The sequence below is a fragment of the Tundrisphaera lichenicola genome, assembly GCF_051175385.1.
In the GTDB taxonomy this organism is placed as follows: domain Bacteria; phylum Planctomycetota; class Planctomycetia; order Isosphaerales; family Isosphaeraceae; genus Tundrisphaera; species Tundrisphaera lichenicola.
The window spans coordinates 1,117,950-1,140,244 of sequence record NZ_CP195106.1 but is presented as its reverse complement, the minus strand read 5'-3'; the positions used below and the strand labels follow the sequence as shown (position 1 = coordinate 1,140,244).

Here is a 22,295-nt window from a genome sequence, read left to right as displayed (position 1 = left end):
GCGAGATGGTTCGTCGATCCGAGCCCCAGCCATCTCGACTCCGATCAATGCTGCTTGATCCGGATGAACCCGACCCCGCCGAATCGGCGGACGGTGTGGTTCTCGTGATTCCTGGTCATCTTCCGCCAGAACGGACGGATCTCGGGAGAGGATGTCACCCCGAGGAAGAGAACAATGCCCCCCGGGCGGACGATCGGCCAGTAACTTTCGAAGTCGGCCTCGACGGCCTCGGCGGTCCGTCGGGCGTCGATCAGGAGGAGGTCGACGGGACGGGCCACCTGCTCGCGAGCCTCGTTGTTGCCGACCCCGAGCGGGACGATCGCGTCATCGAGCCCGAGCTCGGAGCGGCGGGCCAGCAAGGACTGGTGAGGTTCCTCCCCCGCTCGTGGATCGACCAGGAACAATCGACCGGACTCGTTGTTGTCGCGGAGGGCCGTGCCGATCGCCAGGGCTTCGAGCCCGTCGAGGATGCCCAGCTCGACGACGACGTGGGGGTTGTAGTGGCGGACGACCTGATAGGCCAGGCCGGGCAGGCCGTGGCGAGGCGGCCCCTCCAGACCGGGCAGGTCCTTCATCGCCCGGAGCGCCTTCTCGCTCGATCGACGCTCGATCGAGTGGACCTCGCGGGTCATCGGCGTGTCGAAGGGATACGAGGCGGAGTGCCGGGCCAGGGTGAGAACGCTTGCGATCGGGCGGCGGACACCTCGCGCCAGCTTATGCGGCAGGGACATCGCGGAGCTTCTCCGGGTGGGCACGCGGGCGCGAGTTGATCTTCGAGATCGCCCGCCGGTCACATGGGCCGATCGGCCCTGGTTCGCCATTATGACTCATCGCGGCCGGAACATCCATCGGAGCGAGGATCGATCGTCTCGCCCTCGGTCATCGGGCGAAGAGGTCGTCGATCGTCCTGAACTTCCCGGCGAGGGCCCGTTCGAGGAAAGGCCCGGCCGGTCGGAGGATGGTGGTCGAGCTATCGCCGGGCGCGCGGTCGTCGTGGTCGATCTCGCGAGTGCTCGTCCGAATGACGACCGCCCCTTCGAGCCAGGGGAGCCGGGCCAGGTTCTCGGCATAACCGGCGAACCGACCGGAACGCATCAGGAAGAACTCGACATCGGACATATAAAGGACCGAGAGCGCGAGATGACGTCCCTTGAGCCAGGCCGCTAGGGCGGGGAGCGCCTTCGAACCGGCGAAGTCGCCGACCAGGGGGATCACCCGGTCGCCGAGCTGCGCCTCGCGGACCGACCGATACCAGGACTCGCGGGCCAGGAAGTGAGCCGGTTGACCCGAGCGGTCGCGCGTGCCCATCAGGTGGCCGAGCGTCGGATACATCGGCATGGCGAGGAATCGTGCCTTGAGGCCGGGGCCGGCGAGCTTGGATTGGATCCTGGCCAGTTCGGGCCACTCCGCCTCTCCGACGACGCCGAGCGATCCGAGGTACCCGGCCACGTCGAGAATGGTCCGGTCGAGTTGCCCCCGATCCATCTCGGGGGCGGAATAGGCCTCGACCAGTTGGTCGACGGTCGGGTCCTGCGGCAGCCATTCGGTGCTCCGGGCCGTCAGCCGAGCGAGGTAGGAAAGGCGGTCGGGCGAGAGGGCGAAGAGTGCCTTGTGGACCAGGTGGAGCAGCGTATTTCTCCGGCGAAAATCGAGCACGAAGGCCAGTCGGGGGCGGGACCGGGCCACGTAGGTCAGGTTCTGATCGGGGCCGACGCCGAGATAAACGCCACCCTTCGGCGCTCGTGCTTCGAGGTCGCCGGCCACCCTCGCGAAGGAATCCTCGTTGGTGACGAGATTGTCCGCCGGTCGACCGGTCTCGGGCTCGGAGAGCGCGGAGACGACCCTCGCGAGCGACTGGTCGCGAGCCGGGAAGACGACGTCCATCAGTCGTTCGATGTTCATGGGGGCCAGGATAGCCAGCCCGGGCCATCCGGCTCAACTCCTCGATCGATTCCACTTATCGGTCGATGACGATTTTTCGGCTAGCGAGTCGATGCGCAAGTGAATCTTCCTCGGATAGACATCTAGGAGCCTGGCTCGATCGAGGGTGTTCGGGGCGGGGCTCGCCCTTCGAAATCGGCCCGATTCGACGGGGCGGCCGCCCTCAGACTCCGCGCAATCGGCCCTTTCAGCAACATCCTTGAATAACCATCATCAACTGGACACGGTCTCTCTTGCCAGGGCTGATATAATCGGCTAATAACTCTTAAAGCGGGTTCGGCCAATCTATTGCCGTCCGCTGACCATCACTCATCCTGGTCAGGGGTTCGAAGCCATGGCGGTGAAGAAGACGACCAAGAAGAAGGACGAGTCGGCGGCGCCGACGAAGGCCGAGGCGAAGGAGACCGCCCCCAAGAAAGCCCCCAAGGCGAAGGCCCCCGTCGAGGCCGTGCCGGAACCCGCCAAGAAGGCGGCACCCAAGAAGGCCGCCGCCGCACCCATCAAGCTGTCCGCAAGTCAGGACGAGCTGCTCAAGAAGATCGGCGAGACCGCCGACACCGGCTACATGGTCGCCAAGAAGGTCGAGGAGCGTTCGATCGAATCGCTCCTCACCAAGAAGCTGATCAAGAAAGGTGCCAAGGACAAGGCCAGCGGAGCCCTCCGCTACCACATCTCCAGCTCCGGCAAGAAACACCTCACCACCTCATGATTCGATCGGGATGGCCAATCGGCATCCGGGTCGGGTTCATGATCGAGATTCCACCAAGGCCCGGTCGGGGCGGACCGACCGGGCCTGTTTCGTCGACCGCGATCCGATTGAATGATCGGAACATCCGAATCTTCAAGATTGATTCGAGTTCCCCGCGCCCCTCGCCTTCACGCCGACGAACATTCCCGCCGGTCGGAAAGTACCGGGGAAAAACTGGCCCGGAAGCGCGACGACCCGGGCGTTGCCGCCACCCAGCAGCCTCGTCTGAGGGTTATTGTTCCCGACGATCTTGACCAGGACTTCCTGGGTGGTCGGGTAGAAGACCGGGACCGGCCTGGTCGCATCGGGCGCGGACGGGCCGGGAGGCTTCAGGAGGACCGGGGCCGCGGGCAAGACCGTATTATTGACCACGGTCAAATCGGCCACGAAGTTGGTCCCCGGATGCCCGTTGCCCGAGGGAAAGAGCCCTCGGTAAGCCCCCTCCAGCGCGACTCCGGAACTGTTCACGATCCCGGCCGCCTTGATCTTGAACCGATAGGTTCCCGGTCGGAGCGGCTGGTTGTTATTGATGACGACCACCGCGTATTGCGGATCGCCCGGGGCTTGCGGTGGGGTGAGCGAAACTCCCGTGACCTTGTAGGTCGGGATCAAGACGACCCCGACTCCCGGCCTGGAGGGATTGACCGCGGGAGGCGTGGCCTTCACCTTCAGCGGGACCAGGCTGTAATTCGCCGGGTTGGTGAGCACCGATGGGTCGATGCCGGACAGGTCGCCCGTGAAGGTCACCCCGACTCGGCCGGTCAACGGCTGAAACTGGACGTAGCCCACCCGTGGGGCGAGATCCTGGGCCGCGAGACTCGCGGCGGGGGCGGCCACGACGGCGCTCGCCATGAGTTTCCGAGCCTCGAGCGATTCCGGTGACGAGCGAAACGGCCGACTGGCCCTGGTTCGCGAGGAGCTGGAGCCGAGGAGGTCGAGGCATCGTCGCCGAGGGGGGTATCGCATCATGCTACCCTTTTTGAGGAGAGGAAGGGATCATCCTCGGCCGGTCGCCGGGGCCGGTCGATCGGATTTCGACGCGGTCTCGCGCCACGACTCGCAGACAGGGGAGAGGAATTAATTCGACGAAAGCTCGAAGAGCCCAGAATCGAGTCTCCGTTAATATGCCCCATGGATCGCGAGATGCCAAATGATCCGGGCGGGCAAATTTCGGGCGGAGGCATCCGGCCGGCACGACCGCTCAAGCCTCGGAAATCAGGATGATCATCGACCTGGCCTCGACCCGATATTCTTCCATGAGCATCACAAACGGACCTTCGTCGAGACCCACAACGTCCTCGGGCGAGGGTCGGGAGGTGTCAACGGCCCGACGCCACGGCCGGCCCGAGGGGGATTCGGGGACCTGGAAGGTGAGCGGTTCCCAATGGGCGTTCATCGCCACGTAGAGATCGCGATCGACTTCGTCCCGATCGCTCCGGCGCCCGTCGAGGGCGAATGCCAGGGCATATCCCCGATCCGAGAAGTCGGGTTGGCCCGGCTTCTCCCCGTGCCAGATGATGTCGGGAGAATGGCCGGGATGGCTGTTCAGGAACGTCCGACGTCTCAGGACGTGGTGACGCTTGCGCAGGGCGATCATCATCCGGACGAAGCGAAGGAAGTCGGCGTTTTGCCCGGCGAGCGACCAGTCGACCCAGGAGATCTCGTTGTCCTGGCACCAGGCGTTATTGTTCCCTCGCTGAGTCCGGAGGAACTCGTCGCCCCCGAGGATCATGGGCACTCCTTGTGAGATCAGGAGGGTCGCCATCAGGTTTCGCGCCTGCCGGGCTCGGAGCGCATTCACCCCGGGGTCGTCGGTCGGCCCCTCGACGCCGCAATTCCAGGAGAGGTTGCCGTCGGAGCCGTCGCGGTTCCCTTCGCCATTGGCCTCGTTGTGCTTGTCGTTGTAGGAGACGAGATCGGCCAGGGTGAAGCCGTCGTGGCAGGTGATGAAGTTGATCGAGTGGAGCGGCCCACGCCCCTGGGAGACGTCATCGGAACCGCAGAGCCGGGTCGCCAGGGCCGATGTCATCCCCGGATCCCCCTTCCAGTAGCGTCGGACGTCGTCGCGGAATCGGCCGTTCCAGACCGACCATCGATGACCCCCCGGGAAGTTATCCACCTGATACAGACCGCCCGCATCCCAGGGCTCGGCGATCATCTTCGTTCCGGCCAGGAGGGCATCCTCGGTAATCTGCTCGATCACCGGCGGCTCGACCAGCACATTGCCCCGACGATCACGACCCAGGACCGAGGCCAGGTCGAACCGGAAACCGTCGACGCCCGATTCGGCCACGGCGCTCCGGAGGCAGGAGAGGATCTGCGAGCGGACGATCGGATGGTTGCTGTTCACCGCGTTGCCGCAACCGGAAAAATTCAGGTACTTCCCGTCATCGTCGAGCATGTAATAGAGGCTATTGTCCAGGCCCTTGAAGTGATAGGTCGGGCCGTCGTCCCCTCGTTCGGCGGTGTGATTGAAGACGACGTCGAGGACGACTTCGAGCCCGCTCCGGTGGAAAGCGGCCACCATCCGGCGAAACTCCTCGCGAGGTTCGCCCCCCTCCCAGTTGCTGGCATAGGCCGCCTTCACGGCCGCGTAGGCGATCGTGTTGTATCCCCAGAGGTTTCGATGCCGTGCGCCGGTCGCTGGGTCGAAGAAGTTGCAGTCGTTCTCGTCGAATTCGTCGATTGGGAGCAATTCGACCGCCGTGATCCCCAGGTCCTTCAGGTAGGGGACCTTCTCGATCAGGCCGGCGAAAGTCCCGGGATGGCGGACGCCCGATGAAGGATCGACGGTGAATCCCCGGACGTGCATCTCGTAGAGGATCGAGTCGCTCCGGGGGATGCCGGGGCCGAGGTTGTCTTCCAGGTCATTGAGGGGCCTGGTCAGCAGGCTCCGACGGGTCGTGCCGGCCGAGTGACCCCAGGGTCGCCCGCAGGAGAGGGCCCGGCAGGTGGGATCCAGCAGCACGATGCTCGGGTCGTAACGGTGCATCGGCCCTCTGGGACCGTCGACCCGATATCCATAGCAAAATTCTTCGGGCAGCCCCTCGACCTGAACATGCCAGTGATCGCCGGTCCGGAAGGCCCGAGAATCGAGCGGGATCTCGGTCGCGATCTCCGGATTGCAGGGCTCGGAGAGCACCAGGCAGACCGACGTCGCGTGTCGCGCGATCAGCACGAAGTTCACGCCTCGGGTCGTCCGACTCGCTCCCAGCGGGAGGGGATACCCCCGCGAGATCTGGAGCGTATGGCTCCGGAACTTGTATCTGGGGCCGGTCTCCGGACCCCGTTCGATCGGTGGGCTGATCGACATGATCGAATCAAACTTTCCTGAAATGAGACGGCTGACTTCGAGTTGGGGCTCGATTCCCGACCAGGGTTTCCAATTTGACCCATCCGGCACGCCATCGCTACGGTCGAGCGGACCGCGGCATCTCGATTCGCTCACGAGTAGCCTAGTTCGATCTCCGACGAGATGCCGGATTCGAGGGCGCAGATGAACATTGGCCCTTAGCCCGCCCTGAGACATCCACGACGCAATCCTGTAAACTCGACGCCGTCGAGCCATGACACTCGCCTCAAGCTTTAAACTCAAAATGGGTTAGGCCACGCGGATATCCGATGGCTTGGACGAGAAGTTGCAGAAAAACCCACGGGCTGCACAATCGCGCAATCCGTCTTTCAAGTTACAACCCGCATAAGTCGATCTCACATAGGGGCTTCTTCAGATTGGCCCATTCGCCCACCGGTTGAGGTCGCCCGCGATGGAGACCTGCAAGAGCCGGGAGCCGATGGCCGGGTGCTTCTTGGGCGAGATTGAACTGTCGAGAAGCGCGAACTCCGCAAGGACGAGGCTGATGCATTTCCCAGCGAAAATCGAGGATGCAAGGCAAATGAGGCTCGGGATCGCCAGGGCGATCGCCCTCTGCTTCATGCTGCTAGTCCTGCCGTCCTGCGGAATCCCCCCCATCCGTCATCCCGAGCCGGGACCCGGCCTGCCGGAGAGTTTCGAAGGAGAAACCAGCTCCGAGAACTCGGCCCAGCTCGGGATCGAGGAGTTTTACAACGACCGCATGCTCACGGATTTGATCGAGAAGGCGCTGGTCGACAATCGGGAGCTGAAGGTCCTGAATGAGGAAGTCGCGATCGCCGGCAACGAGGTCCTGGCGCGGTCGGGGGCGTACCTTCCCTTCATCAGCGTCGCGGCCGGCGCGGGGCTGAATCGATTCAGCCGGTTCACGGAAGAAGGAGCCGGCCTGCTCGTCGACGAGTACCTTCCCGGCAAGTTCTTCACCAATCCGTTTGGATCTTATTTGGGAGGCGTCAACCTCACCTGGCAGCTGGACATCTACCGGCAGCTGCGGAATGCCAGGGACGCGGCAGGGCAACGTTACGTCGCCGCCGCCGAGAGGCGGAACTACTTCGTGACCACCTTGATTGCGGATGTTGCCGAGAATTTTTACAGGCTCATGGCGCTCGACAAACGGCTCGAGAATCTGAACCAAATCATCGCACTTCAGGAAGTCAGCCTCCAGATCGCCAAGGCCAGAATGGAAGCCGCCCGCAACAACCAGCTGGGCGTCCAGCGGTTCCAGGCCGAGCTCGAACGGAACTACAGCGAAAAGCTGATCATCAATCAGTCGATCATCCAGGGCGAGAATCGGATCAATTTCCTCGTCAATCGCTACCCGCAGCATGTCGAACGGAACTCTGCCGACTTCTACAACCTAAACATTCACCCACTGAGCATAGGCGTGCCCTCGCAGTTGCTGCGGAACCGACCCGATATCCGTCAGGCCGAGCGTGAGCTGGAGGCCGCCGGGCTCGACGTGAAGGTCGCCCGGGTCAACTTCTTCCCCCAGCTGGTGATCTCGGGAGGCGTCAGCCTCCAGTCCTTCATCCTGACCCATATGTTCGAGCCGCAGGCCGTGGCCGGCACCATTGCCGGTGGTCTGGTCGGGCCCCTGGTCAACCGGCGAGCGATCAGGGCCGAGTACCTCACCGCGAACGCCAGGCAATTGCAAAGCATCTACAACTACCAGCGAGTCATCCTCGAGGCCTTCACCCAGGTCGTCAACCGCGTGAAAACGGTGGAGAACTACAGCAGGAGCATCGAGATCAAGAAGCAACAGTTGATAACGCTCCAAGAAGCAGTCGAATTCGCCGACGATCTTTATCAGAATGCCCGAATCGAATACATCGACGTGCTCTTCGTCCAGCGTGACCTCAGGGACGCGAGAACGGCCTTGATCGACACCAAGGAGGAGCAACTGGCTGCCGTCGTGAATACCTATCAGGCCCTCGGCGGGGGTGTGGTGACGATTTCACCACCGGAAGACTTCCGCGGTCAATTCCCGTTCGCCCACACGGTCCGCAACGGCGAAAACTTCTGGACGATCTCGCTCCTCTACTACAGGACGGGCCGGTATTGCAAGGCCCTCTGGGCGGCCAACAAGGATGCCGTACCCGACTTCGATCGACTGGCCGTCGGCGACAAGCTCATCATCCCTCGGCCCGACCAACTCGACCCGACCCTGATCGAAGCGCCTCCCGCGCCTCCCGCACCCAACGCCGAAAACGTCCCCAACGAGGCACCCGCGCCAGCGCCACCGCCACCGCCCGCGAGCACGCCCGGCCCGTTCGTCCAGGAGGGGAACGAAGACCCCGCCGTCAAGGAAACGGCCGTCGGCACGAAACCTCAAGCGGCCTTACCGAAGACGCCGTGGGCGGAAGAATGACCGGCCGACTCGCTCATGGATCGAAATGAAATGGCCCCGATGCTGGCGACAACACGACACCAGCGTACGGTCGGGGTAGCCTGATATCCTCGGGCACTCCTGATCGGCCCGCCCTACGAATCCTCCGAGGTTCGTCGCGACCGGTCAGGTTCCCGAATCCCCCGGATTGGGTTGTTCGCGGCGGAGAACAAGGTTGAGGAGCATGCCCACTTCGCGGTGTGAACCGACCGAATGCCTCGGCGAGTTGTGCGGGTGAACCTTGCAGCGATCCCGCCCCTCCTCGAACGACCGCGGCAAGTCGTCCCCCTCCCCGAAGCCTACTCCGATCCTCCGGTCGGCCAGCCCCGGGCTCTCTTGCGTTCCAGGAAAGCACGCGAGTGTGGTTGCCCAAGAAGAGACCACCGGGACCGCGAGTGCCCCTCTCGATTTTGGCCTCGGCAGGAAACGCCCGAGCATGGACGAGCGCCCCGCAGGACAGGGCTTGCCCTGCCGGGTCCAGGCTCGCGGCAGGGCAAGCCCGGCCCTACAGGAAATGGCAAAAAAATCGAGAGGGGCACTCGCCATTCGTACATTCGCGTGTCGTCTCTTGACTTCCGTCGAAAGAGAACTCATAATTTATGTGACTTGAACCATTGAGTTCCCCGGCACGTAGAAACAGAAAATTCAGTACATGGTCGCGAGCCAGACTCGGCCTGCCGGAGAATTCGTGAAACGCTCTGGTTGAAAGCCATCTCGCCGTCATCCGGCGAGCGTGACTCGAATCCTGACATTCGAGAAGCAAGGGACCATGGCCGACCGTAAAAGTCTCGTCTCCACGCTCTGGCTCTCATCCTCACTAGTTCTGCTGGCCTCAGTGCTGTTCGCGCCGATCCCGACATCGGGGGTCGTCACCCACTCGTCCCGCCCCGAAAGCCACCTCCTCCACCTCGCCCAAACCCTAGCCCCGGGCCAACCTGCCACCTGTCTTCGCGCAGCGATGGTCAGCGTCAGCATCTTCCAAATCACTGACCTCCTCTCCGAGAATGAAGAGCAGGATCGGATCGATGCACCGGATGAGCCCCGTGTTTCCTTCCTGATCCCTTATTCCTTCCGCAAAAATCTCGATCGCCAATTGATCGCCCCCCTCTCGATCACCTCCCTCTACCCCCTCCGCTGTTGATCCTTCGCCGATTGACCCGTGACGTGACCGGCCGCGCTGTCACCAATCATCCACGCTTCGTCCTCGTCCTGGTACGTTGATTGTCCGCAATCAACCTGGACGAGTCGACCATGTCGTATTTCGCCAATTCCCAAGGCTTGGGTTCGACATCCCTCGTGGTCGTCGGTTCGGCGAAGTCGGTCGCAGATGAGCGTGAGCGATTGGTCTCGACCGGGGCGGTAACTCAATCCTCGCGCCTTGCTGCGTCATTTCGCTTCACTAACCGTCCACTCGAGTCGTTTCGCCTTCCATTGGGCATTGATGCACGAAGGAATTTGGCGAACCACTGGCCTTCTGCATGCACGGGCGAACGGAATCCGATCCGAACCCTTCGCTCGCCACCAACCCTGCCGGCCGGCCAGGACGCTTTCCCGAGAAGCCGCTCCATCATACCTCGACAGTTCCGGGCCGAGGGTCTACCGCCAGGAGGAGGTGACAGGTGGATAGAAAGCCTACTCATAGACTCCGGAGGCATGGCATCACGGGGGGCCCCACAGGACCAGAACGAGGATCTCCTTAGGATGACTCGAGCGACCTGGGAGTCGGAGTCGGGAAGATCAACGGCCTTCAGGAAGCGAGAAGGCAATCCCCCCGATCTAGCCGAACTTCGGGGTTGTCGTGGCCTGGAGGAAGACGGAACAGCAGACCGAGGCGACAGGCATCCTTCGCCGGGCCTCGAACAATGATGACCGACCGGACGATGCCGTGAGCGAGCGGGTGATGGCTGAGACCTCCAGGGGGAAGATGATGGCGGCCACTGCGATTAATTGCCCGAAGGATTCGCGCAAAGCGCCCTTCCTCGGTCGAGTCCCTCCCATCCACGCCACGTCTTCCCATGGAATAATTCATAACACATTCGAGTCAACACGAGTCGATAAGGAGCCCTGCGATGAATCCGGATACAGAGGATCGAGCGGCGCATGCTTCGGTACCAGCGATCGAACCTAGCGTCACCGACGAGGCGGTACGCAGCAAGTCCATCCTGGGACGGGTGGTGAGGGCCTTGATGCTGACCGTCGTCGTGATCGGCGGCGCGATCCTCGCCATGTACAAGATGCGCGTGGACATCCCGTCCCTGAACACCTCCCAGATCTACGCGCACCTGGATTCCGCGGTCGCACGCGCCGAGGGGTTGAAAGGGTACTATGAGTCGCATTTCGGGAAGCACGTCGATGAGGGCGTCCACCACGAGGAACACAAGCTCGTGGTCACCAGCCCGATCAAAAAGGACGTCGTCATCACGCAGAGCTATGTCTGCCAGATCCACTCGCAGCGCCACATCGAACTATGTGCGCTGGAGGATGGTTATCTCGAAGCCATCGCGATCAAGGAAGGCCAGGAGGTGAAGAAGGGGGAGTTGATGTTCCAGGTCATACCCGTCATCTACAAGGCGGAGCTGGCCGCCGAGCTGGCCGAGAGGGACCTGGCGCAATTGGAGTTGACTTACACCCAGACGTTGGCCGACAAGCAAGGTGTCTCCCAGAAGGAGGTGCAACTGTTCAAGGCCAAGCTGGCGAAAGCCCAGGCGAAGGTGGATCTGGCGCAGGCCAAATTGAATTTCACCTCGGTCAAGGCCCCCTTCGACGGCATCATCGACCGATTGAAGACGCAGCAAGGGAGCCTGGTCAAGGAGGGTGACATGCTCACAACCTTGTCCGACAACAGCTTGATGTGGGTCTATTTCAACGTGACGGAGAAGCGATACCTCGAGTACATGGCCGAGACGGGCCAGAACAAGCAAAGCCCGGACATCTACCTCAAGCTGGCGGACCAGAGCATGTTCCCGCACGTGGGCAAGATTGGCGCGATCGAGGCCAACTTCAACAATGAGAACGGGAACATCGCCTTCCGCGCGGATTTCCCCAATCCGGACCGCCTCCTGCGTCACGGGCAGACCGGCACCGTCTTGATCAATCGACCGTTGAAAGGGGCCATCGTCATCCCTCAGCGGGCGACCTTCGAGAATCTCGCCAAGCGGTATGCCTATGTCGTCGACAAAGATGACAAGGTGCATCAGCGCGAGATCGTCGTCGATCACGAACTGGACGACATCTTCGTCATCAGCAAGGGGCTCGATGTGCACGACAAGATCGTCCTCGAGGGGATCCGGCAGGTCCGCGACGGCGAGAAGGTGGAATACGAATATCTCACCGCGGAGGAGGCCATGGCCCACCCGAAGTTCCACGCAGAATAGCACAAGCGGAGGAGAGGCGATCTGACGAAGCAGGGATGGGAGGCCGCCGGGCGGCCTGCCGTCGGCATCCCGCGAGTATGAGTCGCCGAGATATCCCTCACCTGCTCGCGAGGTCCGAGAGCATGACCCGGGGTTCTCCCGGTTCGTTGCATTTCCCCCACGGTTGCCCGCTCGCCCGAGCCGCAGCCCCCCAGTTACGGAAACCCAACAGGACATATCGAGACCATGTTCGCGAAATTCCTCCATCGGCCGGCATTGGCGATCGTCATCTCGGTGCTCATCCTGTTCCTGGGGGGGCTGGCCATCAACACCCTGCCGATCTCCCAGTTCCCCTCGGTCGCGCCGCCGAGCGTGGTGGTCTCGGTGTCTTATCCCGGAGCCAGTGCCAACGTCCTGGTCGACTCGGTCCTGATCATCCTGGAGCAGGCCATCAACGGCGTGCAGGACATGCGATACATGGCCTCAGCCGCCACCAGCGCCGGAGAGGGGGCGATCCAGATCATCTTCGAGCCGGGCACGGACCCGAACGTGGCCGTCCTGAACGTGAACAACCGGATCCAGATCGTGAAGAACAGGCTCCCTCCCATCGTCGAGCGGGAGGGGATCATCGTCATGCAGAACATGACGAGCATGCTGATGTATGTGAACATCTACAGCACCGACAAGTCCATCGACCAGAATTTCCTCTACAATTACGTCACCGTCAACCTGCTCCCCGAGATCAGGCGGACGCGGGGCGTCGGCACGGCCAACATCCTCGGCAACCGCGCGTACGCGATGCGGATCATGCTGAATATCGACCGGATGCGCGCCTACAACGTCTCCGCCGACGACGTCATGAAGGCCGTGAAGGAACAGAGCATGATCGGCTCGCCCGGGCGACTCGGCCAGGCCACGGGCATCACTTCGCAGACGATCGAGTACGTCCTCACCTGGATCGGCCGCTACGACAAGCCGGAGCAATATGAGAACATCATCCTGAAGGCGAATCCCGACGGCGAGATCCTGCGGGTCAGGGACGTCGCCAAGGTGGAGCTGGGCTCTTCGTTCTACGACCTCTACTCGGACATCGACGGCAATCCTTCGGCGGCCATCGTCCTCAAGCAACTCCCCGGTACCAACGCCGCCACCATCATCGAGGAGGTCAAGAAGAAGCTCGAGGAGTTCAAGGAGGAGTCGTTCCCGCCCGGCATGGACTTCGAGGTCAGCTACGACGTCTCCGCCTTCCTGGAGGCCTCCATCGAGAAGGTGATCCACACCCTGTTCGAGGCCTTCGTGCTGGTGGCCCTGGTGGTCTTCCTGTTCCTCGGGGACTGGCGTTCGACGCTGATCCCGACCCTGGCAGTCCCGGTCTCCCTGATCGGGACGTTCTTCTTCATGCTGATGTTCGGCCTGTCCATCAACCTGATCACGCTCTTCGCGCTGGTGCTGGCGATCGGGGTCGTGGTGGACGACGCGATCGTGGTGGTGGAGGCGGTGCATGCCAAGATGGCCGAGAAGCACCTCTCCCCCTACCGGGCGACCAGGGAGGTCGTCCACGAGATCAGCGGCGCGATCATCGCCATCACCATGGTGATGACGGCGGTCTTCGTCCCGGTGACGTTCATGACCGGGCCGGTCGGCGTCTTCTATCGCCAGTTCGGCCTCACGATGGCCATGTCCATCGTCCTCTCCGGCGTCGTGGCCCTGACGCTCACGCCGGTCCTCTGCGCGATGCTCCTCAAGCCCCACACGACCCACGTGGGATTCCGCGGACCATTGGCCCTCTTCCTTCACCTGTTCGACCGCGGCGTCGAGAGGGTCACGGGCGGTTATGCGGTGATCCTGCGGCGGATCGTCACTCGGCGTGCGATGACCATGTTCATCATCATGGGCTTCGGGACCGGCATTTACCTCGTGAATACGCAGCTTTCCTCCGGCTTCATCCCGCTGGAGGACCAGGGCATGATCTATGGGATCATCCAGACGCCCCCGGGGTCGACGCTCGAGTACACCAACGCCAAGTCTCACGAGTTGCAGACGATCGCACGAGAGACCGAAGGTGTCGCCTCGGTCTCCTCGCTGGCCGGTTACGAGGTCCTCACGGAGGGCCGAGGCTCGAACGCGGGGACCTGCCTCATCAACTTGAAGAGCTGGTCCGACCGCAAGATGACCTCGCGGCAGATCATCGAGGAGCTCGAGAGGAAGGGCAGCAAGATCTCCAACGTCAAGCTCGAGTTCTTCGAGCCGCCCGCGGTCCCCGGCTTCGGCGCGGCCGGTGGTGTCTCCGTGCGCGTCCTCGACAAGACGAACACGATGAATTACGAGATGCTCGGAGAGGTGACCGACAAGTTCATGGAAGCCTTGAAGAAACGCAAGGAGGTGAAGGGCCTCTTCACCTTCTTCGCCAGCAACTACCCCCAGTATGAGATCGTCATCAACAATGACGTGGCCATGCAGAAGGGCGTGTCGATCGAAGATGCGATGAACAACCTATCCATCGTGATCGGCAGCACCTGGGAGCAGGGCTTCGTCCGCTTCGGCCAGTTCTTCAAGGTCTATGTCCAGGCATCGCCGGAGTTCCGGCGGTTCCCCGAGGATTTCGATAACATCTTCGTCAAGAACGACAAGGGGGATTCGGTCCCCTACTCATCGTTCATGCAGCTCAAGAAGAAGCAAGGATTGAACGAGATCAACCGCTACAACCTGTATCCATCCGCCGCCATCCAGGGAGCACCGGCGAAAGGCTACAGCAGCGGCCAGGCCATCCAGGCGATCAAGGAGGTCGCCGAACAGACGCTGCCTCGCGGTTACGACATCGGCTGGGAAGGCCTCTCCTATGACGAGGCGAACAAGGGGAACACGGCTGTTTATATCCTCCTGATCGTCGTCATATTCGTTTACCTGGTACTCGTCGGGCAATACGAGAGTTTCTTCCTGCCCTTGGCGGTGATCCTCTCGCTGCCGGTCGGGCTCTTCGGGACCTTCCTGTTCCTGCAGGTCATGGGGTTGTCCAACGACGTCTACGCCCAGATCGGACTGGTCATGCTGGTCGGCCTGCTCGGCAAGAACGCGATCTTGATCGTCGAATTCGCGGTGCAGCGACGCCAGGAGGGCGTGAGCCTCAAGGATGCGGCCATCGAAGGAGGAAAGCTGAGATTCCGCCCCATCCTGATGACCTCGTTCGCGTTCATCGCCGGCCTCCTCCCGCTGGTCGTCGCCACCGGGCCCGGGGCGATCGGAAACCGCACCATCGGCACCGCCGCCGTCGGCGGGATGCTCGTGGGCACCCTGATCGGGGTCCTGGTCATCCCGGGCCTTTATTACGTGTTCGGTAAGATGGCCGACAAGGGCAGACTCATCCAGGACGAGGCGGATGAGCCCGTGACCGAGGCCATCGCGGCCCATTGATCGAATCGGCGGGGGGGCGAGTTCGGCTCGCCCCCGCCGATCGGATCGATCACCGGGCGCCGATGGGGAAATCGGGCGCCCGGTCGATCATCGTTTCCAGCCCGGGCCAGGTTATCGGACGGACGAGGTAATCTCCCGGGAGCGACCCCGGTTCGGGTCCGATTCGTACTCCAGGAGATCCTCGACCTTGCCGGTGATCAGTCGCGACCCTCGGTCGTGGAACAGGTAAAGCCAGCCCCATTCGAGCATCACCAGGACCCGGTTCCGGAAGCCGATCAGGAAGAAGACGTGGATCAGGCTCCAGGCCAGCCAGGCCACGAAGCCCGAGAGGTGGATCTTGCCGATCTGGGCCACCGCCGCATGCCGCCCGATCGTGGCCAGCGAGCCCTTGTCGAGATAATGGAACGGCTTCCGGGGCTTCCCCTTCAGCGTCGCCTTGATCATCCTGGCAACATACTGCCCGCCCTGCATCGCGGCCGGCGCGACCCCCGGGACGGGCTTGCCATCCTGCTCGATCGCGGCGAGATCGCCGATGACGAAGACCTCGGGAGCCCCCGGGATGCTGAGGTCGGGCTCGACCAGGACCCGCCCGGCCCTGTCGAGCGGGACCCCCAGCGTCCTCGCCAGCGGAGAGCCCTGGACGCCCGCCCCCCAGAGGACCGTCCGGGCCTCGATCCGCCCGGTCTCGGTCGAGACTCCGTGCTCGTCGATCCCCGTGACCTTCAGGCCGGTCCGGACCTCGACGCCCAGTCCTTCCAGTTGCTTCCGGGCGCTCTCGGAGAGGTCCTCGGCATAGGTGGAGAGGACCCGGGGACCGGCCTCGACCAGGATCACCCGGGATCGGGCCGGATTGAAGTTCCGGAACTCGCCGGTCAGGTCGTGTCGGGCGATCTCGGCCAGGGCCCCCGCCAGTTCCACCCCGGTGGGTCCCGCGCCCACGACGACGAAGGTGGTCCACTCGCGCTTCCGCCGGGGGTCGGGCTCCCGCTCGGCCGCCTCGTAGGCCAGCAAGACCTTCCGACGGATCGCGGTGGCGTCCTCCAGGGTCTTCAGCCCCGGGGCGAACTCCTCCCAATCGCCATGCCCGAAATAGCTGTGCGTGGCCCCCGTGGCCACGATCAGGAAGTCGAACGGGACCTCCCCCTCGGCCATCCGGACCACCCGAGACGGCACGTCGACCGACTCGACCTCGCCGAGCAGGACCTCGATGTGGTCGTCCCCCTTGAAGATCCGACGGATCGGGGTGGCGATATTGGCCGGGTTCAGGGCCGCCGTGGCCACCTGATAGAGCAAGGGCTGGAAGAGGTGGTGGTTCCGCCGGTCGATCAGGATCACATGGACCCCGGACCTCCGGAACGCCTTGGCGGCCTCGATGCCCCCGAAACCTCCGCCGATGATCACCACCCTGGGCTTCGAAACCCGACCCGCAACCGGAGAATGATGCTCTGACATATCCCAACCTTCATGCGATATTTCGATGGACTTGAATGCCGAAGCGACGCGCCCGGCCCTTCAATCCACCGTGATGAACGGCCGGAGGTGATCGACCCGCTTCTCGCCGAAATCGGGGACGCTCCGGAGATCCTCGACCGATCGGTAAGGGCGACGAGCCATGATCCGCCGGGCCAGGGCGGGGCCGATCCCGGGGATCGCCCGCAGCTCGTCCTCGGTCGCGAGATTCAGGTCGACCTTCCTCGGCTTGATGCCGGGCCGGCTCGCCGATCCGGGCGGCGCCCGGGAAGGGGCCGGCGACCCTTTGACCGACCAGTCCCGGCCATCGGTCCGGATCTCGATCGAGCCGGATAGATCGGTCCGATCCAGGGGGATCTTGAACGATCGGAGCAGATCGAGGGTCTCGGCGTGGGGATGGCCGAAATCGTTGTCCAGTCCCAGGCTGGCCACCGCCAGTTTCGGGCGGGTCAGCTCCAGCCAGGTCGCGTCGGTCCCGTTCCGGCTCCCGTGGTGCGCCAGCTTCAGCACATCCACGTCGGCGCAAAGGTTCGGGCAGTTCTGCATCCACCATCGACGCTCGGCCCGCTCCGAGTCGCCGGTCAGCAGGGCGGAGAATCCCCCGAATTGGACCCGGAAGCCCACGCTGTTGTTGTTCTCCTCATGCGGGTTCTCCGGTCCCATCGGCAGGACGGTGATCGCCACCGAGCCCAGGCTGATCGATCGACTCTTCGGCCCGGCACGGATGGCGGTGATCCCCCCCTTCCGGATCTCTTCGAGGAGCTTCACATAGGCCGGGGTCACGTGGGGCGAGTCGGCGTCGAGGAAGACCCGAGGGCGGAACGCCCGGACGACGGCGGCCATCCCGCCGTAGTGATCGATGTGGTGGTGGCTGACGACCACCAGGTCGAGCGACTTGACCCCTCGGTCGCGGAGGGTCTCCACGACCCGGTTCGACGGCCCCGCGTCCACCAGCGCCGTCTTCCCTTCGGGCGAGCGGATCAGGGCGGCATCCCCCTGGCCGACGTCGAGGAATTCGATCGTCGCGGTCCCCGAGGTCGGCGCGACCGCCTTCCGATGCCGGATGCCCTTCCAGAACATCGCGAAGAAGATCAGCAGGGCCATCAGAGCGACAGCCGCGACGGTCGAGCGTCTCATAGCTTGATGTCCCCCCCCGGGTCGGTCTTCTCCAGGTCGTCGCGGACCGCCTTCGCCCTCCGAAGCAGTTCGGCCGTCCCCTCGACGTCGCGGTCCAGCGTCATCGACAGGAGCTCGCCCGCCTTGACCCCCTTCGGGAGGAGCCGCCGAGGCACGAGGATCGAACAACCGTCGTCCGTCACCAGGACGGCGATCTCCTTCCGAGACCCCTCGAAACGATCGATCGACAGTGAGATACTCATGCAATGACCCGCGAGGACCCGGCCCAGGGACGAAGGACCATTGTAGATCGGCCCGCCCACCACGGGAACTCATCGCCACGGACTTTCGATGCCGACTCGCAACGACCCGGGCTCGGGCTTTCAACACTCCCCGGGTGGTATACTCTCGCGTTGTGTGATCATCTCAACCCGCGTGCAAGAGGAGACTTCTCCATCGCTGCCCCCGACTTGCCTCCGATGGGCCGGGGTTGGAGGTTTCCGCGAAGCCGTATCATCCTCGCCGTCCGCCAGGTTCCGAGGTGATCGCCCCGGTCCCGGTACCCCGAAGCCGAGTACGTTTCGACTCATGCGAAATCTCGATTTCAGCTCCTGGCAGGCGATGTTCCTCAGTTTCATCGGGATCGCTCTCGTCACGCTCATCGGCGTGGCATTTCGCCTGGTGGTCATGCAATCCGTGCAGCAGCGACGCGACCGCGAGAACCGTCAGATCAACGAGCGATTGCGCACGCTCATGGCCGCGTACAAGGCTCTCGGCGGCTCGTTCACGGGGAGCCTCGAAGTCGATCCGAGGCACAGGAGGGACCTCCTCGGCACCGAGGAGAAGCCGGGCGACGAGCGAGCGAGACGCATCCGCGACGCCGTCGAGGCGGCCCTGTCGGACATCATCCTGCTCGGCACCGAAGAACAGGTTGCGCTCGCCGCCCGCGCCGCGAGCCAGCTCGTCGCCGGCCAAACGATCGAGACCGGGGAACTCGTCGTCTCGCTCCGCGACTTCATCCGCAAGGCGCTCGACCTCGCGCCAATCCCTCCCGGCCTGGCCATCCCCCGTCAGGGGCCAACACGGATCACCTCCAAGGACGGCAAGGAACGCGGAGGCAAAGACGGGGGCGGGGGCGGGGGAGGCGGTGGCATGGGCGGGGATGGCATGGGCGGAGGCGCGCTGGGGGTTCCTCTCGGTACCTCAGGCCAGGAAGATGACCACGAGGACGAATCGGAGCATCGATAAAAGCGGGCGAGTGGCAGGGTCTGCGGTACGCCGCAACCCCCGCTCCCAGGCTGCATCTGACCTCCCGGGCCGGGGTTGCGGCGTACCGCAGACTCCGGCCACCCAGTCGCCAGATTTCGATCGATCGGGCACGTCGGACGATCTTCGAACTGGCCACGGTGGGGCGGCGGATCGTACTGTTGCACCCCGAAACGCCCATCGACCGGGACCAATCCCGCCCTGAGGTTTCGACCGAGTAACGTGGCCCTACACGAACCATCGCTCCATCGGAGAACCCGGAGCATGATCGAAGATGAGATCGACGGGATCGTGCCGACGAGTGACAAATCCAATCTGATCACCGTTTCGGTCAGCGCAGGTTGGCCCGAGATGCGCGAAGATTTTCGCCTCGACGTAGTCGATGCGGAGGAGGCGCTCGTCGTCTTCGACAATTTTCCCTGGGACTATCATCGGAAGGAATATGCGACTCGGGTCAGGCTCAGCGTCGAAGGAGATCCTCCTTGGATCTGCTACAACGCCGCATCGAGCCACATCATTATTACGGCGACGGAGGAACAGGACAGCTTCGATGTCGAATTATGCGTGCCCAGCGACAAAAAATTCCTGGGCATCATCAAGTATCATAAATTCTACAGCTTTAAATGCAGAAAAATGCATCGCATAAAAGCCATGATTTCTTGTTTCTTCGAAGACTTGCAGGGCAATTGGAGGGCTTCGAACGCAGATGTTTACGACAAATACAATAAGTTGTCCCGCAGCATTCCGGGCCAGGACCCTCCGCGAGAACCCGCTTGACGTCTCCGCGAAGCGGCTGGGTGGTAGGGTTTGCGGTACTCCGCAACCCCGGGATGACGGGATGTTCCGAAGCCTGAACCCCGCCAACCGACCGACACCCCGGGGTTGCGGAGTACCGCAAACCCCCGCCAACCGTCAACCGTCGCCCGAAGGCAACCCAAGAATCAATCAACCCAACATTTACAACAAGCACGAGACACACAGATGTCATTCGATGAAATTGAGCATACTGATCACGTTCAGATCGGCACGGGTGCGGCGCCCTCGGAAATCGAACTGGCACAACAGAAATTGAACGTTGTTTTCCCCGATGATTACAAGGATTTTTTATTAAAGTTCGGGCGGGCAAAGCTAAAATACGATCATGTGCACGGAATTGGATATGGAGTTCCTGATCTTGCAAATGTCGTACTCAATACGATTGACGAACGCGACGATTTCGAGCCATTACTCCCGAACCATTTGATTCCTGTCATGAATGATGGTTCCGGAAATCATTTTTGCATCGACATTAACAAATCCAGGCATGGCATATCACCAATTGTTTTTTGGGATCACGAATCACGAGATGGGCAATCCCAAATTCCGGAACTGATCAGCCCCTCATTCGAGAAATGGTTCCTAGAAACTACAAAAACATGCTGACATATAAACTTATTAGCTCAAATTAGCTTCGACCTAAATTCGTTTTGAAGCAAACTTGCCCTTTGGACAGGCGGCGGTTGGCAGGGGTTGCGGCGCCCCGCAACCCCTGCCAACCTCCATTAAACCGATCCCAGCGTAGGCCGATCGCGTGGGTCGGCGGAAATCCACGAGATCCGAGGCAGAAAGTGTGTTTTCGAGCGACTGGCGGGCGCGAAAATTCGGGGGAGATACTCCCGGATTTCGCATTAACTTCTCCCCCCGAGGCCGCCCCCATGATCGTCTCCGAAGCCCGACTGGCCGCGAATCGCCGGAATGCCCTCAGGAGTACCGGGCCGAAGACCATCGAAGGCAAGGAACGGTCACGGGCCAATGCCCTTAAGCATGGGCTCTGCTCGGCGGTGGTGGTGCCCGAGAGCATCGAGGCGATCCAGGAGCGGGCCTCGGCTTATTATCACACGCTCAAGCCTCAGAATGAGTTTCATTCCTGGCTGGTCGATCGGGTGGCCATCCTCAGCCTGCGGATCGAGCGTTGCGAGCGGATCGAGCGTCGGGTCCGGGATAAGATTTCGTTACGTTCGGAACTGACCTGGGATGACGATCGGAAGTTGCAGGCCGAGACCATCGGCGGGCAGTTGAGCAAGCGTCCCGGCGAGGTTGTGGAAGCTCTCCGGCGGACCCCTCAGGGGTGCGAGTGGCTGATGACCCGGTGGGCCATGCTGGCTTACAGCGCCAACCTGAAAGGCGCCTGGACCCCCGATCAGATCCGGCTGGCTTTCGACTTATTGGGCACTCCCGAGGAGTTCCGCGAGGGGCACAGGCCGGGGGCCTCGCTGGACCTGGAGGGGTCGCTGGTGGAGCCGGCCGACGACCCGGCGGGGGTGGCCCGTCGCGAGATCGCCGCGTTGAAGGAACGTCGGGATCTGGTGAGCGACCTCGATGAAGTCAATCGGGCCCTGGCCTCGGCCGACCTGAAGAATGACGAGGATCCCGAGCTTCGGCGGCTCCGGCGTTATGAATCGACCTTGCATCGTCGGCTCCGCTGGTGCCTGGCTCAGATCAAGTACGAGTCGCCCCATCGGTCGCCGCACCCGGATCTGAAACCCCAATGGGTGGCCCGGATCGAGGCGGAGGCCGAATCGTTGGCCAAGGCGTCGGCGAGGCCGCCGGTCCAGGTCCCGCTGGCTCGCGAGCACTGGAACGGGCCTTCGGCCTGCCCTCCGTTCGACCTCGAACCGGAGGAGGTCCCCGAGCCCGGCGAGGCGCTGGACGTGCCGAAGATCCTCATCTCGCGGGCCGAGAAGCGTCTCCATCGGGCCGAGTCTCGACGAGAGGCCCGACGTCGGAAGCTGGAACGGCTCCGGGCCTGACGATCGGGCGATCCGAAAAGAACGAGGTGACCCATATCGGCCGGTGGGAGCGGCCGGTTTCGATCGCACCTGCGCGTGGGGTACGCATTTCGGGCCGAAGTCGCCGGGTGGCGTCGATTTCATCGGGCTCGCGGGGGGAATTTCGAGGATGGGCCGATCGATCCGCATCATCTCGCCTCCGATCCCGACGATTTCGAGGCTACCGGAGGAAGGCGCGAAACGAAGCCAACCGAGGGCGACGGAACGAACCCACCCGGGTCCGATCCGGGGACGCGAGGCGACGTCCCCGGCGGAGCAAGCTCCCGGGGGTCATCGACAGCCTATCCCGACAAGCCCCCCGAAATCCTGGGAGTGCCCGTAGAGGTGACGAAAGACGCGACCCGATCCCCTCCGCAGGGTTCTCGGGTTATCATCGGGGTCCGGGTTTCTCCCGAGAAGCGAAGCT

At 62.8% G+C, this 22,295-nt stretch carries 16 protein-coding genes; 9 read left to right on the top strand and 7 right to left on the bottom strand.

Annotated elements, in window-relative coordinates:
- Positions 1-44: 44 nt before the first annotated feature.
- Both P12x_RS04300 and P12x_RS04295 read right to left on the bottom strand, forming a co-directional pair.
- Complete coding sequence (locus P12x_RS04300; protein ID WP_435009602.1) at positions 45-731, bottom strand: class I SAM-dependent methyltransferase; 687 nt, start codon at positions 729-731, stop codon at positions 45-47.
- 148 nt (positions 732-879) lie between these two features.
- Entirely contained in the window at positions 880-1,902 is a 1,023-nt protein-coding gene (locus tag P12x_RS04295; RefSeq protein ID WP_435009601.1) for an LIC_10091 family protein, read from the bottom strand.
- A gap of 373 nt (positions 1,903-2,275) precedes the next feature.
- On the opposite strand from P12x_RS04295, the gene P12x_RS04290 reads away from it, so the two are divergent.
- On the top strand, positions 2,276-2,650 hold the full coding sequence (locus P12x_RS04290) for a hypothetical protein (protein WP_435009600.1): 375 nt from the start codon (positions 2,276-2,278) through the stop codon (positions 2,648-2,650).
- 132 nt (positions 2,651-2,782) lie between these two features.
- On the opposite strand, the gene P12x_RS04285 is transcribed toward P12x_RS04290, so the two are convergent.
- Positions 2,783-3,541: a hypothetical protein gene (locus P12x_RS04285; RefSeq protein ID WP_435009599.1), complete on the bottom strand. Its 759-nt coding sequence runs from the start codon at positions 3,539-3,541 to the stop codon at positions 2,783-2,785.
- A 349-nt stretch (positions 3,542-3,890) separates the two neighbouring features.
- Positions 3,891-6,002 carry a glycogen debranching protein gene (locus tag P12x_RS04280; RefSeq protein WP_435009598.1) on the bottom strand — a complete coding sequence of 704 codons (2,112 nt, stop codon included), beginning with the start codon at positions 6,000-6,002 and terminating at the stop codon, positions 3,891-3,893.
- A 580-nt stretch (positions 6,003-6,582) separates the two neighbouring features.
- On the opposite strand from P12x_RS04280, the gene P12x_RS04275 reads away from it, so the two are divergent.
- From P12x_RS04275 to P12x_RS04260, 4 genes are all read left to right on the top strand, one after another.
- A complete protein-coding gene (locus tag P12x_RS04275; protein WP_435009597.1) occupies positions 6,583-8,427 on the top strand; it encodes a TolC family protein in 1,845 nt (614 codons plus the stop codon).
- Positions 8,428-9,214: 787 nt separating this feature from the next.
- Positions 9,215-9,586 (top strand): hypothetical protein, encoded by a 372-nt coding sequence (locus tag P12x_RS04270; RefSeq protein WP_435009596.1) that lies wholly within the window; start codon positions 9,215-9,217, stop codon positions 9,584-9,586.
- 928 nt (positions 9,587-10,514) lie between these two features.
- Entirely contained in the window at positions 10,515-11,819 is a 1,305-nt protein-coding gene (locus P12x_RS04265) for an efflux RND transporter periplasmic adaptor subunit (RefSeq protein WP_435009595.1), read from the top strand.
- A 225-nt stretch (positions 11,820-12,044) separates the two neighbouring features.
- Positions 12,045-15,209, top strand: coding sequence for an efflux RND transporter permease subunit (locus tag P12x_RS04260; protein ID WP_435009594.1), 3,165 nt, complete (start codon positions 12,045-12,047; stop codon positions 15,207-15,209).
- 111 nt (positions 15,210-15,320) lie between these two features.
- On the opposite strand, the gene P12x_RS04255 is transcribed toward P12x_RS04260, so the two are convergent.
- The 3 genes from P12x_RS04255 to P12x_RS04245 are packed head-to-tail and all read right to left on the bottom strand — an operon-like array spanning position 15,321 to position 18,058.
- Positions 15,321-16,661 (bottom strand): NAD(P)/FAD-dependent oxidoreductase, encoded by a 1,341-nt coding sequence (locus P12x_RS04255; RefSeq protein WP_435009593.1) that lies wholly within the window; start codon positions 16,659-16,661, stop codon positions 15,321-15,323.
- A gap of 60 nt (positions 16,662-16,721) precedes the next feature.
- Positions 16,722-17,816: an MBL fold metallo-hydrolase gene (locus tag P12x_RS04250; RefSeq protein ID WP_435009592.1), complete on the bottom strand. Its 1,095-nt coding sequence runs from the start codon at positions 17,814-17,816 to the stop codon at positions 16,722-16,724.
- A complete protein-coding gene (locus P12x_RS04245) occupies positions 17,813-18,058 on the bottom strand; it encodes a DUF3006 domain-containing protein (protein ID WP_435009591.1) in 246 nt (81 codons plus the stop codon). The genes P12x_RS04250 and P12x_RS04245 overlap by 4 nt, the downstream gene beginning before the upstream one ends.
- Before the next feature lie 325 nt (positions 18,059-18,383).
- On the opposite strand from P12x_RS04245, the gene P12x_RS04240 reads away from it, so the two are divergent.
- The 4 genes from P12x_RS04240 (at position 18,384) to P12x_RS04225 (ending at position 21,850) form a co-directional block, all read left to right on the top strand.
- Positions 18,384-19,043, top strand: a complete 660-nt coding sequence (locus P12x_RS04240) for a hypothetical protein (RefSeq protein ID WP_435009590.1) — start codon at positions 18,384-18,386, stop codon at positions 19,041-19,043.
- 282 nt (positions 19,044-19,325) lie between these two features.
- The gene (locus P12x_RS04235) at positions 19,326-19,838 is read left to right on the top strand and encodes a hypothetical protein (RefSeq protein ID WP_435009589.1); all 513 of its coding nucleotides are present in this window, start codon (positions 19,326-19,328) and stop codon (positions 19,836-19,838) included.
- Positions 19,839-20,042: 204 nt separating this feature from the next.
- Complete coding sequence (locus P12x_RS04230) at positions 20,043-20,483, top strand: SMI1/KNR4 family protein (RefSeq protein WP_435009588.1); 441 nt, start codon at positions 20,043-20,045, stop codon at positions 20,481-20,483.
- A gap of 272 nt (positions 20,484-20,755) precedes the next feature.
- The gene (locus P12x_RS04225; RefSeq protein WP_435009587.1) at positions 20,756-21,850 is read left to right on the top strand and encodes a hypothetical protein; all 1,095 of its coding nucleotides are present in this window, start codon (positions 20,756-20,758) and stop codon (positions 21,848-21,850) included.
- Positions 21,851-22,295 lie beyond the last annotated feature (445 nt).